This is a genomic window from Streptococcus sp. F0441 (genome assembly GCF_000314775.2).
Lineage (GTDB): Bacteria > Bacillota > Bacilli > Lactobacillales > Streptococcaceae > Streptococcus.
The window spans coordinates 1,600,022-1,614,137 of record NZ_KB373321.1 but is presented as its reverse complement, the minus strand read 5'-3'; the positions used below and the strand labels follow the sequence as shown (position 1 = coordinate 1,614,137).

Genomic DNA, 14,116 nt, shown 5'->3' with positions numbered 1-14,116 from the left:
AAGAGGCTCGTACCTCTTTTTCTTATTTCTTTTTCCGATTTAATACGGCATTGAGGACAATGGCAAGTAGGCTTGCTACGACAATTCCATTTGAGAAGAACATTTGGAAGGCTGTCGGCATGCTGACAAATAGATTACTGTTATTGAGTCCGACACCTGCAGCGATTGAAACTGCTGCGATAAGGAAGTTGTGTTCATTGTTAGCAAAATCAACGCGCGCGAGGATTTGCATACCTTGAAGGGAAACAAAACCAAACATAACCAGCATGGCACCACCAAGGACAGGACTCGGAATGATTTGGGCAAGGGCACCAAACTTAGGTAGGAGTCCGAGGAGGACTAGGAAACCAGCTGCATAATAGATTGGCAGACGGGTTTTGATACCTGATAATTTAACCAAACCAACGTTTTGTGAAAATCCTGTGTAAGGGAAGGTGTTAAAGATTCCTCCGAGAAGGACGGCCAGACCTTCTGCACGGTAACCATTGCGCAGGCGCGTGCTGTCGATTGGGTCATTGGTGATATCAGACAAGGCCAGGTAAACACCAGTCGACTCAACCATAGAAACCGTTGCGATGATACACATCATGACAATAGATGAGATTTCAAAGGTTGGCACCCCAAAGTAGAGGGGAGTTGGAACATGGACAAGCGGTGCTGCTGCAACAGGGGAGAAATCAACCAAGCCCATGGTAGCAGCAATGGCAGTTCCAACAACCAACCCAATCAAAATGGAAATAGACTTGATAAATCCTTTGGTAAAGATGTTGATCAAGAGGATAATTAGAACAGTGATGGCTGCAAGCAAGATACTTTGACCAGTTGGCTCTGGGACATTATTTCCCATATTTCCGATAGCGACAGGAATCAAGGTTAAACCAATCGTAGTAATGACAGAGCCTGTTACGATAGAAGGGAAAAGATTAGCTACTTTTGAGAAGATGCCTGAAATTAGAACTACATAAATCCCAGAAACGATAAGGGCACCAAACATAGCACCGCTACCGTGACTTTGCCCAATCATAATTAAAGGAGCGACGGATTGGAAGGCAACTCCGAGAACGACTGGTAGTCCAATCCCAAAGTATTTGTTGAGTTGGAGTTGAAGGAAGGTGGCCACCCCACACATGAAGATATCTGTGGAGATTAGGTAGGTCAACTGCTCAGCTGAATAGCCAAGAGCTGTCGCAATCATGATAGGAACCAGGATGGATCCTGAGTACATGGCTAGTAAGTGCTGCAAGCCAAGAACGGCTGCTTGCGAGTGTTTTTCTTGTTTTTGCATTAGAGATCTGCCTCCTTAAATACGACCTGACCATTTTCGAAACGATCCAAGCGAGCCAGTGATAGGACTGGATACCCTGCTTTTTCAAGCAAATTACGACCATCCTGGAAAGATTTTTCAATCACGATACCAATCGCTTCAACTTTTGCTCCAGCTTGTTCGATGATTTGGATCAAACCTTTGGCAGCTTGGCCATTAGCAAGGAAATCGTCAATAATCAAGACCTTGTCTTCTGGTGAGAGGAATTTTCCAGCGATGGAAACCGTGCTCGTCACCTGCTTGGTAAAGGAGTAAACCTCAGCAGTTAAGATGCCTTCGTTCATGGTGATGTTTTTAGCTTTTTTGGCGAAAATCATGGGAATGTTTAGGGCTTCAGCTGTAAAAACGGCTGGGGCAATACCTGACGCTTCAATAGTCACGACCTTGGTAATGCCAGCAGAAGAAAATTTTTCCGCAAATACCTTACCGATCTCTCGCATCAAGCTAAAATCAACTTGGTGGGTTAAAAAGGAATCCACCTTAAGGATGTTGTCACCCAAGATATGCCCATCCTGAAGGATGCGCTCTTCTAATAATTTCATAAGACCTCCTAAAGTCTAAAAGATGTTTCATTTGCTTGTTTAGAGTTTCTAGCAAGAAATAGAAAAAGGACCTACTTAATCCCCTAAGTAAGTCCCCAAAATAGGCATGGCCAACACCATACCTTCAGCTGACATACTCATTGTTAGGTGTTCCGGCACCTTGTAGAAACGTCGTGCCAATTCACGACATAAACAAGTAAAATGGTACTATTATCAAACGCAATAGCGTTAATGTCATTATTTTACACTAAATAGCTTTAGAAATCAAATGTTTTGTTAGTGTTTTAATGAAAAAAACGAACAAAAAAGAACCCTACAACGAGATACAGTATTGTAGGGTTCTATTATTCTATTCACTAAATCTTAAAAAATAACCATCAGGATCCAAAATCGCAAATTCATGAGGGTGAATAAAGCTATCTCCCACTCGAAATTCTCTTTTGGTCAGCGGACGATGGATAGGATAGTCAGCTTCCAGCAGTTTTTGGTGGAGCTGAGGGACATCTTCAATGCCAAAGGAAATATTGACACCGCGCCCGAAAGGATAGGTCAGTTGGGCTAATTCTTCTGTGCTGCCTTCTTCTAGCATAAGTTGGCAGTCTTCAAGCGAGAGGAAGAGAAATTTCTCCTCTAGACGCTCGTATTCGATTCTAAAACCGAGTAAGTCGCAGTAGAAGTGGCGTGACTTTTCGAGGTCAGATACTACAAATTCAGGAATGACAGCTTGATAGTCCATTAGCTTTCTCCTTAGAGTTCAATTTCCAATACAATCGGCGTATGGTCTTGACGCGCACCTGAGTCAATCATGTCAGACTTGGTCACCTTGTCAGCCACGCGGTTGCTAGTGAGCCAGTAGTCGATTCTCCAGCCTGTATTGTTGATTTTAGAAGTCTTGCTACGCTGCGCCCACCAAGTGTAGCGCTCTGGCACATCACCGTGAAGATGGCGGAAGGTATCGGTAAATCCAGTTTCCAAGAGGTTGGTAAACCCAGCACGTTCCTCGTCTGTAAATCCAGGTGAACGGCGGTTGCTAGCAGGATTTGCAAGGTCAATTTCCTTGTGAGCTACGTTGTAGTCTCCAGTTGCAAGGACTGGTTTTTCTTTGTCTAGTTGAGCCAAATACTCAGCGTATTTGACATCCCAGACTTGGCGCTCTTCCAAGCGTTTGAGACCATCGCCAGCGTTTGGAGTGTAAACTTGCGTTACGAAAAATCCATCAAATTCCAAGGTGATGATGCGACCTTCCAAGTCCATGGTAGACGGGGCACCAATTTCTGGGAAACTGATAGTGGGCATGAGTTCTTTTTTATAGAGGAACATGGTCCCAGCATAGCCTTTGCGGGCAGGTTCTTGAGAAGAACGCCAAGTGTTTTCATAGCTTGGGAAGAGTTCAGCTAAAATTTCCAAGTGTTTCTTAGTAGGGCCCTTTGCAGAAAGCTTGGTTTCTTGGATAGCGATAATATCGGCATTTTCAGCTACCAAGGTTTGTAGAACTTCTTGGGACAATTTTGCACGAGCTGAGTCACTCGTTAGGGCAGCATTGAGGGAATCGATATTCCATGAGATGAGTTTCATAATGTTACCTTTTTCATTCAGATTACAGACTATATTATACCAAAAAAAGGCGCATTTCCCCAACGTATGGTTTGAAAAATCACCCTCTTTCGTTTATAATTAAGAATGATTTTATGAAAGGGAGTGAAAATAGATGAAATTCTATTCTTACGACTATGTACTCAGCCAAATCAGTCAGCAAAATGGCATCATGATTGGTTTAGGGATTGTCCTATTAACTGTGACAGGATTTCTAGCTTTCAAGGCTTACCATGATAAAAAGGGGACCAAATTTCGTGAGTTGGTCATGATTTCAGCTTTGACCTTATTAGCTCTCCTTTTGGTCAGCATCACGACTTATCAAAACAATCAAGTTTCTAATAATAAATTTCAAGCTTCACTTCATTTCATCGAGCTTGTTTCCAAAGAATTGGGAGTTGACAAGTCAGAGATCTATGTCAATACTTCCACAAACACTGATGGTGCACTTATCAAGGTAGGTGATCGCTATTATCGTGCCCTGAACGGAAGTGAGCCAGACAAGTACCTGCTAGAGAAAGTGGAATTGTATAAAACAGATGCAATTGAACTGGTGGAGGTGAACAAATGACACTCAATTATATCGAAATTTTAATCAAACTAGCCCTGGGTCTCTTTTCTCTGGTTTTCGTGATTAATGTGACAGGAAAGGGCAACCTAGCGCCTAACTCAGCGATAGATCAAATTCAGAACTATGTGCTCGGGGGGATCATCGGTGGGGTGATTTACAATAGCGCTATCAGTATCCTTCAGTATGCAGTTATCCTGATTATGTGGACCATTCTGGTATTGACTCTCAAATGGCTTAACAATAATGTTCACTTTGTGAAACGTTTGATTGATGGGAAGCCAACCCTGCTCATCAAAAATGGGAAGATTGATCCAGAAGCTTGCCGTTCGGTTGGTTTATCAGCGGCGGACGTAGCTCTTAAGCTCCGTAGCCAGGGAATTTTCCAAATGAAACAAGTCAAACGCGCTATGCAGGAGCAGAACGGTCAACTCATCGTAGTCCAAATGGGAGATGAGAATCCCAAGTATCCTGTTGTCACAGACGGTGTGATCCAAGTCGAAATTTTGGAGACCATTGGTCGGAGCGAAGAATGGCTGCTTGATAACCTCAGCAAACAAGGGTATGACAATGTTGCCAATATCTTTATCGCTGAGTATGACAAGGGTGTCGTCTCAGTCGTAACCTATGAATAAGAAAAACCTGAGGTCTCTGCCTCAGGTTTCCATTTGCAATCAGAAAGGGATTTTATGTCCATTATTCAAAAACTCTGGTGGTTTTTCAAGTTAGAAAAGCGCCGTTATCTCCTAGGAATCTTAGCGCTGATTTTAGTCGCTGTTCTTAATCTCATCCCTCCCATGGTCATGGGGAGAGTCATTGATGCCATCACTGGGGGACAATTAAATCAGCAGGAACTGCTTTTGAACCTTCTTTATCTGCTTCTTGCGGCCTTGGGTATGTACTATCTGCGCTATGTTTGGCGCATGTATATCCTTGGGACTTCCTACCGACTCGGTCAGATTATGCGCTCTCGCTTGTTTGAGCACTTTACCAAGATGTCGCCAGCCTTTTATCAGACCTATCGGACAGGGGACTTGATGGCACACGCCACCAATGATATCAATGCTTTAACTCGTCTGGCAGGTGGAGGAGTCATGTCAGCAGTGGATGCTTCCATCACGGCACTGGTGACTTTGCTGACCATGCTCTTTAGCATTTCTTGGCAAATGACCTTGGTTGCTATTTTACCCCTGCCTTTCATGGCTTATGCGACCAGTCGTCTAGGGAGAAAGACTCATAAGGCTTTCGGAGAATCTCAAGCTGCCTTTTCTGAACTCAATAACAAGGTGCAGGAGTCTGTATCAGGTATCAAAGTGACCAAGTCTTTCGGTTATCAGGCGGACGAGCTGAAGTCCTTTCAGGCAGTTAATGAATTGACCTTCCAAAAGAATCTCCAAACCATGAAATACGATAGTCTCTTTGACCCTATGGTTCTATTGTTTGTTGGTTCGTCCTACGTTTTAACTCTTTTGGTCGGTTCTTTGATGGTTCAGAAAGGGCAAATCACCGTTGGGAATCTGGTTACCTTTATCAGCTACTTAGATATGTTGGTTTGGCCTCTTATGGCTATTGGTTTCCTCTTTAATATTACTCAGCGAGGGAAGGTGTCCTATCAGCGGATTGAGGATCTTTTGTCTCAGGAATCACCTGTAAAAGACCCTGAATTTCCTCTGGACGGTATCGAAAATGGACGTTTGGAGTACGCCATTGACAGCTTTGCCTTTGAAAATGAGGAGACACTGACGGATATTCACTTTAGTCTGGAAAAAGGGCAAAACCTAGGCTTGGTCGGGCAGACAGGTTCTGGTAAAACGTCCTTAATCAAGCTCCTCTTGCGTGAGTACGATGTGGATAAGGGAGCTATTTACCTAAACGGTCACGATATTCGGAACTATCGCCTGACAGACCTTCGCAGTCTCATGGGCTATGTTCCTCAGGATCAGTTTCTCTTTGCGGCCTCTATCTTAGACAATATCCGCTTTGGAAATCCTAATTTGCCCCTTTCAACGGTTGAGGAAGCGACTAAGCTAGCCCAAGTTTACCAAGACATTGTAGCTATGCCTCGGGGATTTGATACGCTTATTGGTGAAAAAGGAGTTAGTCTCTCAGGTGGTCAAAAGCAACGTCTGGCCATGAGTCGGGCTATGATTTTAGACCCTGATATCTTAATTTTAGATGATTCTTTGTCAGCCGTGGATGCTAAGACAGAGTATGCGATTATTGACAATCTCAAGGAGACGCGGAAGGACAAGACAACCATTATTACGGCCCATCGCCTCAGTGCGGTTGTCCATGCAGATCTGATCTTGGTTCTGCAAAATGGTCAAATTATCGAACGGGGCAGGCACGAAGACTTGTTAGCCCTGGATGGCTGGTATGCCCAAACCTACCAGTCTCAGCAGTTGGAAATGAAAGGAGAAGAAGATGCAGAATAAGAAAGAACAATGGACTGTATTGAAGCGCTTGATGTCCTATCTCAAGCCCTATGGATTCCTGACCTTTTTGGCCCTGACCTTTCTCCTAGCGACGACGGTCATTAAAAGTGTGATTCCCCTCGTTGCTTCCCACTTTATCGACCAGTATCTCAGCAAACTCAACCAACTTGCTGTGACCGTTTTGCTGGTCTACTATGGTCTTTATATCCTACAAACTCTAGTTCAGTATATCGGCAATCTTCTCTTTGCGCGGGTGTCCTACAGTATTGTAAGGGATATTCGTCGCGATGCCTTTGCCAATATGGAGAAACTGGGCATGTCTTATTTTGACAAGACGCCAGCAGGTTCCATCGTCTCTCGTTTGACCAATGATACCGAGACCATCAGTGATATGTTTTCAGGGATTTTATCCAGCTTTATCTCAGCAGTTTTCATCTTTCTGACAACCCTTTATACCATGTTGGTTCTGGATTTTCGTTTGACAGCTTTAGTCCTGCTCTTTCTTCCCTTGATTTTCCTTTTGGTCAATCTCTATCGGAAAAAGTCAGTCAAGATTATCGAGAAAACCAGAAGTCTCTTGTCGGATATCAATAGTAAGCTGGCAGAAAACATTGAGGGAATCAGGATTATCCAGGCCTTTAATCAAGAGAAGCGCCTGCAGGCAGAATTTGATGAGATTAACCAAGAACACTTGGTCTATGCCAACCGTTCTGTGGCCTTGGATGCCCTCTTTTTGAGACCTGCCATGAGTTTGCTGAAACTCCTAGGCTACGCCGTTTTGATGGCTTACTTTGGTTACCGTGGCCTTTCTATCGGGATAACGGCCGGAACCATGTATGCCTTTATCCAGTACATCAACCGTCTCTTTGATCCTCTGATTGAGGTGACGCAAAACTTTTCAACCCTTCAAACGTCCATGGTGTCTGCAGGCCGTGTCTTTGCCTTGATTGATGAGAGGACCTATGAGCCTCTTCAAGAAGATGGGCAAGCTAAAGTCCAAGAGGGAAATATTCGTTTTGAACATGTATGTTTCTCATATGACGGTAAACACCAGATTCTGGATGACATTTCCTTTACAGTTAACAAGGGCGAAACCATTGCCTTTGTCGGTCATACAGGTTCTGGGAAATCTTCCATTATCAATGTCCTCATGCGTTTTTATGAATTTCAGTCAGGACAAGTTCTATTGGATGGTGTGGATATTAGGGACTACAGTCAGGAAGAGCTGAGAAAGAACATCGGTCTGGTCTTGCAGGATCCCTTCCTCTATCATGGGACTATCAAGTCCAATATCGCCATGTACCAAGATCTTAGTGATGAAGAGGTTCAGGCTGCGGCTGCCTTTGTGGATGCAGATTCCTTTATTCAGGACCTTCCGCAGGGTTATGATGCACCTGTTTCTGAGCGTGGCTCGAGCTTTTCTACTGGACAGCGTCAGCTTCTTGCCTTTGCCAGAACAGTTGCTAGTCAGCCTAAAATCTTGATTTTGGATGAAGCGACAGCCAATATTGACTCTGAAACAGAAAGTTTGGTTCAAGATTCCCTAGCTAAGATGAGACAGGGTCGGACGACCATTGCTATTGCTCATCGCCTTTCGACCATCCAAGACGCCAACTGCATCTATGTCTTGGACAAGGGGCGCATCATTGAGAGTGGAACCCATGAGGAACTCTTGGCCTTGGGAGGAACCTATCACAAGATGTATAGCTTGCAGGCAGGAGCTATGTCCTAATACTCGTTGAAAATCTATTCTAACCACGTCAGCTTTATCTGCAACCTCAAAGCTGTACTTTGAGCAGCCTGTGGCTAGCCTCCTAGTTTGCGTTTCGATTTTCATTGAGTATAAGAAGGAAATTCTTTAAATTACAGATTTCTTGCACCGCCTTTTCCATTTTGTGGTATAATGAAAAATGTTGACAAATAGTATAATAAAAACAAAGGAGAAACAGCATGCTGAAATGGGAAGACTTGCCCGTGGAAATGCAATCAAGCGAGGTTGAGTCTTACTACCAGCTTGTCTCTAAAAGGAAAGGTTCGCTGATTTTCAAGCGTTGTCTGGACTGGGTTCTGGCCTTGGTTTTACTGATTTTGACTTCCCCAATCTTTCTCATCTTGAGCATTTGGATCAAGTTGGATAGCAAGGGACCTGTCATTTACAAGCAAGAGCGCGTGACCCAGTACAACCGTCCGTTCAAGATTTGGAAGTTCCGTACTATGGTGACGGATGCGGATAAAAAAGGAAGTCTGGTGACTTCAGCTAATGATAGTCGCATTACCAAAGTGGGAAATTTTATTCGCCGTGTGCGCTTGGACGAACTACCTCAGCTGGTCAATGTCCTTAAAGGCGAAATGTCCTTTGTCGGTACAAGACCTGAGGTGCCACGTTACACCGAGCAGTATAGCCCTGAAATGATGGCGACCTTGCTCTTACCAGCCGGAATCACCTCTCCAGCTAGTATCAACTACAAGGATGAGGACACCATCATCAGTCAAATGACGGAGAAAGGTCTGTCAGTTGACCAGGCCTATGTCGAACATGTCCTCCCTGAAAAGATGCGCTATAATCTCGCCTATCTCCGAGAATTTAGTTTCCTTGGAGACATCAAAATCATGTTTCAAACCGTGTTTGAGGTACTAAAATAAAGTAGTCATGAGAAAATGAGTACAGATAAAAGGAGCAAATCAATGCCAAATTACAATATTCCATTTTCACCACCTGATATTACCGAAGCTGAAATTGCTGAAGTAGCAGATACCCTTCGTTCTGGTTGGATCACAACAGGTCCTAAGACAAAAGAACTGGAGCGTCGCTTGTCTCAATACACACAGACCCCTAAGACTGTCTGCCTCAACTCTGCAACCGCCGCTCTTGAGTTGATTTTACGTGTGTTGGAAGTGGGACCTGGTGATGAAGTCATCGTTCCAGCTATGACTTACACAGCTTCATGTAGTGTCATCACTCACGTAGGAGCAACCCCTGTCATGGTGGATATCCAAGCAGATACGTTTGAGATGGACTATGACCTTCTTGAGCAAGCTATCACTGAGAAAACTAAGGTCATCATCCCAGTAGACCTTGCAGGGATTGTTTGCAACTATGACCGTTTGTTCCAAATTGTGGAGAAGAAACGCGATCTCTTTACTGCTTCAAGTAAGTGGCAAAAGGTCTTTAACCGTATTGTGCTTGTCTCTGATAGTGCCCATGCTTTGGGATCAACTTATAAAGGACACCCTGCTGGCTCTATCGCTGACTTTACTTCCTTCTCATTCCATGCCGTTAAAAACTTTACAACGGCGGAGGGAGGAAGTGCGACTTGGAAGGCCAATCCAGCGATTGACGACGAAGAAATGTACAAGGAATTCCAAATCCTTTCCCTTCATGGTCAGACTAAGGATGCTCTTGCTAAGATGCAATTGGGTTCATGGGAGTACGATATCGTAACACCAGCCTATAAGTGCAACATGACGGATATCATGGCTTCGATAGGTTTGGTACAATTGGATCGTTACCCTGGTTTGCTACAACGTCGTAAGGACATCGTGGATCGCTATAATCGTGGCTTTGCGGGTACTCGTATTCACCCACTGGCACACAAGACTGATACTGTCGAATCTTGTCGTCACCTCTACATCACCCATGTAGAAGGTGCTAGTCTAGAAGAGCGTAATCGTATTATCCAAGAATTGGCCAAAGCAGGAATTGCAAGTAATGTACACTACAAACCGCTTCCTCTCTTGACAGCCTATAAGAATCTTGGTTTTGATATGGCAGATTATCCAAGAGCCTATGCCTTCTTTGAAAATGAAATTACGCTCCCTCTTCATACAAAATTAAGTGATGATGAGGTTGATTATATCGTTCAGACTTTGGTGAGAATTTCCGAAGAAATACTCGGTTCAGGAAAAAAATCATAAAAAAATCTTGACAAAGATAGAACAATAACATATAATATTCTCAACAAATCAGAAAAGTAACTATATTCGATCTTCAGGGAGCCTGTGGTGATTGTGAACAGGTGGTTGGAAGTAGTGAAAGTGGGCTGATTTTAAAAATGAATTTGAAACAATGAAAATTCGGTGCGCACACCTTATAGTGCAACTTGTTGTTAGACAAGGCAGAGATGTAAAGGGGGATAGTCCCTTTACAATTGAGGTGGCACCGCGTTACCAACGCCCTCACACGGATTGATTTCTGTGTGTGGGCTTTTTTCATATCTTTAAATTAATACTGAAAGAGGAAAAATTTTATGACAACTAAAGGTTATTTTGGACAATTTGGTGGTAGTTTTGTACCGGAGCCGATTCAGGCTTTGTTGGATGAGTTGGAAGTGACATTTGATAAGTACAAGGATGATCCAGAATTTTTGGCAGAATTTCGCCATTACTTGAAGGACTATTCCGGTCGCGAAACACCACTTTATTTTGCGGAAAGTTTGACAGATCACTTGGGTGGGGCTAAGATTTATCTCAAGCGCGAAGACCTGAACCATCTGGGTTCTCACAAGCTTAACAACGTTTTAGGGCAAATCCTTCTTGCCAAACGTATGGGCAAAAAACGAGTGATCGCGGAAACAGGAGCTGGTCAACACGGTGTTGCGACTGCAGCTGCTGCAGCCAAGTTTGGTATGGCCTGTGATGTCTACATGGGGGCAGAAGATGTGGAACGTCAACGCCTCAATGTTTTCCGCATGGAGATGATGGGAGCAACTGTTCACGCGGTTGAAACGGGAACTCGAACTCTCAAGGACGCGGTTGATGCAGCCTTTGGAGCATGGATGAATGATCTTGAAGCCTTCTACGTTTTGGGATCTGCTGTAGGTCCTCACCCTTATCCTACCATTGTCCACGAGTTTCAAAAGGTCATCAGTGAAGAATCTCGCCGTCAAATCTTAGAAAAAGAAGGCCGTTTACCAGACTATGTCATTGCCTGTGTAGGTGGTGGTTCCAATGCCATCGGTGCTTTTTCACAGTATGTAGCTGATGAAGAAGTCAAATTGATTGGGGTAGAAGCCGCTGGTCACGGACTTGACACAGACAAGCACGCAGCTACTATGACAAAAGGTAGTGTCGGAATTGTCGACGGTATGAAGACTTATGCAGTCTTTAAGGAAGATGGAGAGCTGGCGCCAGTTTACTCTATCTCAGCTGGTTTGGACTATCCAGGGGTTGGTCCAGAACACGCCTACTTTAAAGACTCAGGTCGCGTGGAATATGTGGCAGCGACAGATGAAGAAGCTGTTCAAGCCTTGCTCCTTCTCAGCAAGACAGAAGGGATTATCCCAGCGATTGAAAGTTCGCATGCCATCGCAGAAGCAGTTAAACGTGCACCGAAACTAAGTAAAGATGAGATTATCATCATCAATGTCTCTGGTCGTGGAGACAAGGACGTAGCTGCGATTGCAGACTACCTAGAAGCTAAAAAATAAGAGATGGAAAAATTACAGTTATTTCTTTCACAGAGAGCTTGTGGTTGCTGGAAACAAGCAGAGAAAGCTGTAAGGTTGGGTCCATCTGAAACGAGAGAAGAAAACATAATTCTCAAGGGAGTGCCCTTTATCGCACAGCCTGTTACAGGAAGGTTCTGAGACAGGAATGAGAGATAGGAGAAATCCTATAATTGAGGTGGCACCGCGAATTTCGTCCTCACGCAAGTTATTTTGCGTGGGGATTTTTCATACAGTCGCCACGGACTAGAATTAGAACTGAAAGGGAAATTACAATGGAACGAATCATTCATGGAGATGTCTTATCACCAATCTTGGCTTATATGCGCCTAAAGGGGCAACACAAGGTGATCCTAGAAAGTATTCCGAGAGACAAGGAAACCGCTCGTTTTTCTATCCTAGCCTATAATCCAGTTTTTGAGATTCAGTTTGAAAATGGAGTCCTTTATCAAAATGGACAAGTGATTGATCGTGATCCCTTGGATTTTCTTTATGAAGTGACTCATAAGAGCCAGCACCATTCAGACCTCCCTTTTGGTGGGGGAGCCATTGGCTTTGTGGGTTACGATATGATTTCTCTATATGAAGAAATTGGACAAATCCCTCAAGATACGATTGGGACGCCAGACATGCATTTCTTTGTCTATGAGAGCTACATGGTCTTTGACCACAAGAAGGAAAAAATCCATGTCATCGAGGATGCTCTCTATGGTGAACGCAGTCAAGAAGATTTGGAAGAAGCCTTGAAGCAAGTGCTGGAGGAATTACGCATTCCTGTTTCAAATGAATTTGAAGATTTGGATCTATCTCCGCTCGATTTCAAACCCCATATCGCTCCTCAGAAGTTTGAGCAAATGGTCGAAACAGCTCGTGACTTGATTCGTAATGGCGATATGTTCCAATGCGTGCTCAGTCAACGTTTCTCAGCAGAAGTTACTGGAAATCCATTTGACTTCTACAGAAATCTCCGCGTGACCAATCCTTCTAATTACCTTTATTTCTATGACTTTGGAGATTATCAAATCATTGGTGCTAGTCCAGAAAATTTGGTTTCTGTCAAAAACGGCATCGTGACAACCAATCCGATTGCCGGTACACGACCAAGAGGAGCTACGGATGAAGAAGACAAGGCCTTGGCGACAGACCTGCTTTCTGATGAGAAGGAAACAGCAGAACATCAGATGTTGGTAGACTTGGGACGTAATGATATTGGTCGCATCTCTGAAACGGCAAGTGTCCAAGTTACCAAGTATATGGAAGTGGAGCTCTTCCGCTATGTCATGCATTTGACCAGTGTGGTCAAGGGTCGTTTGCTTCCAGAACTCACTGCCATGGATGCCTTGAAAGCTACACTTCCAGCTGGAACAGTTTCAGGAGCTCCAAAGATTCGAGCTATGAGACGCATCTATGAACTGGAAACAGAAAAACGGGGCGTATACGCAGGAGCAATCGGCTACTTGTCTGCTACAGGTGATATGGACTTTGCCATTGCCATCCGAACTATGATTCTTAAAAATCAAATAGCCTATGTGCAGGCTGGAGCAGGGATTGTCTACGATTCCATCACCCAAAACGAATACCAAGAAACCATTAACAAAGCAAAATCTATGACTAGAATTGGAGAACTAAGACCATGATTTTATTGATTGACAACTATGATTCCTTTACCTATAACTTGGCTCAATACATTGGGAATTTTGCAGAAGTGCAGGTCTTGAGAAATGATGATCCCAAGCTATATGAAGAAGCTGAAAAAGCAGATGGTCTGGTCTTTTCTCCTGGTCCAGGTTGGCCAGTGGATGCGGGAATGATGGAAGATATGATTCGTGACTTTGCTGGCAAGAAGCCGATTCTTGGAATTTGTTTGGGGCATCAAGCCATCGCAGAGGTCTTTGGTGGACAGTTAGGCTTGGCTCCCAAAGTCATGCATGGGAAACAGAGCCATGTCAGCTTTGAAGCGCCTTCTGTTCTCTATCAAGGCATCGAGGATGGTCGTCCAGTCATGCGTTATCACAGTATTTTGATTGAAGAAATGCCAGAAGGCTTTGAAGTGACAGCTCGTTCGACTGATGACCAAGCTATTATGGGAATTCAACATAAAAGTCTGCCGATTTATGGCTTCCAGTACCATCCAGAAAGTATCGGAACGCCAGATGGCTTGTCTTCTATTCGGAATTTTATCGAGAAGGTTGTAAAGTGAGGAAACTAGG

Annotated in this window: 13 protein-coding genes, 1 riboswitch and 2 other annotated features; of the genes, 9 read left to right on the top strand and 4 right to left on the bottom strand. The window is 44.0% G+C overall.

Annotated elements, in window-relative coordinates:
* Nucleotides 1–22 precede the first annotated feature (22 nt).
* From HMPREF9188_RS07825 to HMPREF9188_RS07810, 4 genes are all read right to left on the bottom strand, one after another.
* Nucleotides 23–1,285 (bottom strand): nucleobase:cation symporter-2 family protein, encoded by a 1,263-nt coding sequence (locus HMPREF9188_RS07825; protein ID WP_009730503.1) that lies wholly within the window; start codon nucleotides 1,283–1,285, stop codon nucleotides 23–25.
* The gene (locus tag HMPREF9188_RS07820) at nucleotides 1,285–1,866 is read right to left on the bottom strand and encodes a xanthine phosphoribosyltransferase (protein WP_009730502.1); all 582 of its coding nucleotides are present in this window, start codon (nucleotides 1,864–1,866) and stop codon (nucleotides 1,285–1,287) included. The genes HMPREF9188_RS07825 and HMPREF9188_RS07820 overlap by 1 nt, the downstream gene beginning before the upstream one ends.
* A gap of 120 nt (nucleotides 1,867–1,986) precedes the next feature.
* Nucleotides 1,987–2,082, bottom strand: a riboswitch (purine riboswitch).
* A 133-nt stretch (nucleotides 2,083–2,215) separates the two neighbouring features.
* Nucleotides 2,216–2,602 (bottom strand): bleomycin resistance protein, encoded by a 387-nt coding sequence (locus HMPREF9188_RS07815; RefSeq protein WP_009730501.1) that lies wholly within the window; start codon nucleotides 2,600–2,602, stop codon nucleotides 2,216–2,218.
* 11 nt (nucleotides 2,603–2,613) lie between these two features.
* Nucleotides 2,614–3,441: an exodeoxyribonuclease III gene (locus HMPREF9188_RS07810; protein WP_009730500.1), complete on the bottom strand. Its 828-nt coding sequence runs from the start codon at nucleotides 3,439–3,441 to the stop codon at nucleotides 2,614–2,616.
* A gap of 133 nt (nucleotides 3,442–3,574) precedes the next feature.
* Here HMPREF9188_RS07810 and HMPREF9188_RS07805 point away from each other — a divergent pair, with 133 nt between their 5' ends.
* From HMPREF9188_RS07805 to HMPREF9188_RS07760, 9 genes are all read left to right on the top strand, one after another.
* The gene (locus tag HMPREF9188_RS07805; RefSeq protein WP_009730499.1) at nucleotides 3,575–4,030 is read left to right on the top strand and encodes a DUF3290 family protein; all 456 of its coding nucleotides are present in this window, start codon (nucleotides 3,575–3,577) and stop codon (nucleotides 4,028–4,030) included.
* Complete coding sequence (locus HMPREF9188_RS07800) at nucleotides 4,027–4,662, top strand: DUF421 domain-containing protein (RefSeq protein WP_000174434.1); 636 nt, start codon at nucleotides 4,027–4,029, stop codon at nucleotides 4,660–4,662. The genes HMPREF9188_RS07805 and HMPREF9188_RS07800 overlap by 4 nt, the downstream gene beginning before the upstream one ends.
* Nucleotides 4,663–4,716: 54 nt before the next feature.
* Entirely contained in the window at nucleotides 4,717–6,462 is a 1,746-nt protein-coding gene (locus tag HMPREF9188_RS07795; protein WP_009730498.1) for an ABC transporter ATP-binding protein, read from the top strand.
* Nucleotides 6,452–8,194, top strand: coding sequence for an ABC transporter ATP-binding protein (locus HMPREF9188_RS07790; RefSeq protein ID WP_009730497.1), 1,743 nt, complete (start codon nucleotides 6,452–6,454; stop codon nucleotides 8,192–8,194). Before HMPREF9188_RS07795 ends, HMPREF9188_RS07790 begins: the two co-directional genes overlap by 11 nt.
* A gap of 218 nt (nucleotides 8,195–8,412) precedes the next feature.
* Nucleotides 8,413–9,105 carry a sugar transferase gene (locus HMPREF9188_RS07785; protein WP_000922227.1) on the top strand — a complete coding sequence of 231 codons (693 nt, stop codon included), beginning with the start codon at nucleotides 8,413–8,415 and terminating at the stop codon, nucleotides 9,103–9,105.
* A gap of 42 nt (nucleotides 9,106–9,147) precedes the next feature.
* Nucleotides 9,148–10,377 (top strand): DegT/DnrJ/EryC1/StrS family aminotransferase, encoded by a 1,230-nt coding sequence (locus HMPREF9188_RS07780; RefSeq protein WP_009730496.1) that lies wholly within the window; start codon nucleotides 9,148–9,150, stop codon nucleotides 10,375–10,377.
* 40 nt (nucleotides 10,378–10,417) lie between these two features.
* Nucleotides 10,418–10,643, top strand: a binding site (T-box leader).
* 66 nt (nucleotides 10,644–10,709) lie between these two features.
* Entirely contained in the window at nucleotides 10,710–11,888 is a 1,179-nt protein-coding gene (trpB, locus tag HMPREF9188_RS07775; protein WP_009730495.1) for a tryptophan synthase subunit beta, read from the top strand.
* Nucleotides 11,885–12,110 (top strand) — a binding site (T-box leader). It overlaps the preceding gene by 4 nt.
* Before the next feature lie 71 nt (nucleotides 12,111–12,181).
* A complete protein-coding gene (gene trpE, locus HMPREF9188_RS07765; protein ID WP_009730494.1) occupies nucleotides 12,182–13,543 on the top strand; it encodes an anthranilate synthase component I in 1,362 nt (453 codons plus the stop codon).
* Nucleotides 13,540–14,106: an aminodeoxychorismate/anthranilate synthase component II gene (locus HMPREF9188_RS07760; RefSeq protein ID WP_009730493.1), complete on the top strand. Its 567-nt coding sequence runs from the start codon at nucleotides 13,540–13,542 to the stop codon at nucleotides 14,104–14,106. Before trpE ends, HMPREF9188_RS07760 begins: the two co-directional genes overlap by 4 nt.
* Nucleotides 14,107–14,116: the final 10 nt, after the last annotated feature.

Excerpts from the sequence above, each read along its gene's own strand:
- HMPREF9188_RS07825 (WP_009730503.1), bottom strand. The coding sequence starts at position 1,285 with ATGCAAAAACAAGAAAAACACTCGCAAGCAGCCGTTCTTGGCTTGCAG.
- HMPREF9188_RS07760 (WP_009730493.1), top strand. The coding sequence starts at position 13,540 with ATGATTTTATTGATTGACAACTATGATTCCTTTACCTATAACTTGGCT.
- HMPREF9188_RS07800 (WP_000174434.1), top strand. The coding sequence starts at position 4,027 with ATGACACTCAATTATATCGAAATTTTAATCAAACTAGCCCTGGGTCTC.
- HMPREF9188_RS07815 (WP_009730501.1), bottom strand. The coding sequence starts at position 2,602 with ATGGACTATCAAGCTGTCATTCCTGAATTTGTAGTATCTGACCTCGAA.
- trpB (WP_009730495.1), top strand. The coding sequence starts at position 10,710 with ATGACAACTAAAGGTTATTTTGGACAATTTGGTGGTAGTTTTGTACCG.
- HMPREF9188_RS07810 (WP_009730500.1), bottom strand. The coding sequence starts at position 3,441 with ATGAAACTCATCTCATGGAATATCGATTCCCTCAATGCTGCCCTAACG.
- HMPREF9188_RS07780 (WP_009730496.1), top strand. The coding sequence starts at position 9,148 with ATGCCAAATTACAATATTCCATTTTCACCACCTGATATTACCGAAGCT.
- HMPREF9188_RS07790 (WP_009730497.1), top strand. The coding sequence starts at position 6,452 with ATGCAGAATAAGAAAGAACAATGGACTGTATTGAAGCGCTTGATGTCC.
- HMPREF9188_RS07820 (WP_009730502.1), bottom strand. The coding sequence starts at position 1,866 with ATGAAATTATTAGAAGAGCGCATCCTTCAGGATGGGCATATCTTGGGT.
- HMPREF9188_RS07805 (WP_009730499.1), top strand. The coding sequence starts at position 3,575 with ATGAAATTCTATTCTTACGACTATGTACTCAGCCAAATCAGTCAGCAA.
- HMPREF9188_RS07795 (WP_009730498.1), top strand. The coding sequence starts at position 4,717 with ATGTCCATTATTCAAAAACTCTGGTGGTTTTTCAAGTTAGAAAAGCGC.
- HMPREF9188_RS07785 (WP_000922227.1), top strand. The coding sequence starts at position 8,413 with ATGCTGAAATGGGAAGACTTGCCCGTGGAAATGCAATCAAGCGAGGTT.
- trpE (WP_009730494.1), top strand. The coding sequence starts at position 12,182 with ATGGAACGAATCATTCATGGAGATGTCTTATCACCAATCTTGGCTTAT.